The sequence below is a fragment of the Streptomyces sp. NPDC048291 genome (assembly GCF_043201715.1).
Taxonomy (GTDB): Bacteria; Actinomycetota; Actinomycetes; order Streptomycetales; family Streptomycetaceae; genus Streptomyces.
Window position 1 is genome coordinate 1 of record NZ_JBICZC010000048.1, and the last position, 1,353, is coordinate 1,353.

The 1,353-nt window shown below is 63.4% G+C and carries 1 protein-coding gene; it reads right to left on the reverse strand.

The window, feature by feature from the left end:
• Window positions 1–79: 79 nt before the first annotated feature.
• Entirely contained in the window at window positions 80–424 is a 345-nt protein-coding gene (locus ACGF5O_RS49065; protein WP_393816440.1) for a hypothetical protein, read from the reverse strand.
• Between the last annotated feature and the right edge of the window lie 929 nt (window positions 425–1,353).

Genomic DNA, 1,353 nt, shown 5'->3' on the forward strand with positions numbered 1-1,353 from the left:
TGATCTTGGAAGCCGTGCCTGTCACGTTGCGGACCCTGCCGCTGACCTGACGGACCACCACGAACCGGGCGTCACGCGACTACGCCGAAGCCCTGACTCCTCCGGGGCTCGCTGCTGTGCTGCGAGCACGGATCTTGGCCCGACGGGGCGCGTCATCCAAGATGACGAACGAATTGATCGTGAGTTCCGGTTCGCTCAATTCACCCGGGTCAACCTGCTCGGGAAATACCTTGTCGAGAATTGCGGCGGCCTCGCACCATCCTTCCCACCACACGCGTGCGGCGGTAGGGTGCCGGAATTCGATGATGGCGCCCGGGATCTTGAGAAGGGGAATGAGCGTCAGACCAATGGATGCGTCCGTCTCGTGCGCTCCTGGAAGAAGGATGGTGAGTCGGCTTACCGCGTCGACGGTTTCGGTTGCCAAGGGAACTCCTCCGGTTGGTGATTGAGTGCCGATCAGGTTGCCGCCCGACCGACAGAATCAATAATACACTCACCAGGGAGGGGGGAGACTCGAAACGCCGGAACTTGCGACAACTCTTGCACCAACTCTTGCGCCTACTCCTGCACCTACTCTTGCGACAACTCTTGCGGGAGCCTCTCGGTACGAGCAGACATACGCGCAGGTCAACCAAGGGTTTTGGGCATGGTCGGGGGTCTGACATCCCCTCTGCTGCCACTTTTCCCGCTGCCGTTTGAATGATGAGTGAGGAATGGGGGCGGGGTGCTGGGGTGTGGGTGGTGGCTTCGGGGTAGGGTGTGGGGTGGTGTGTGGTTGCGCGTCGCCGGTGGGCGTCGCGCGGGTGGGGGTGGCCGGCTTGTGGGGGCCGGTGTGGGGGTGGAGCAGGTGGGGGCGGGCCCGAGCTCCTCTGGCATGGTCTCCGGGCTCTGTATGGGCTGTGTGGGTCCGTGCGTCGACGTGTCCGCTGTGTGTGGTCGTGGTCCTGCCGGAGGCAGGCCGCTCCCTCGGGCTGGACGGTGCCCGGGGGGGTCCGGTAATTCGGGGTTTCCTTTTTCCTGTTTTCCGTGCTGTACTTGTTTCATCGAACACCAATCAAATACCCTCGCCCGTGCGGGAATCCGGGAGGATTCCTCAACCCCTCACCCTCCTCGGACCCCTGATCTACCCTCACCCCAGTACCTATCCGGGAACCCGAAATGACGCACCCTCAATTCCCCCCGGCGTTCCGGAGGAACGCTCATGCCGCTTCTTGTCCGTGCCGGAGGCACGCACGTTGTTCAATTCGGCCGGAGGCCGTATTGAACAACGCCCCGCCGGAGGCGGGCTTTTCGCGCGGGGACGCGCGAAACGAGCGTAGCGAGTATTCGGCTGCCGGAGGCAGAGCGAAGCGG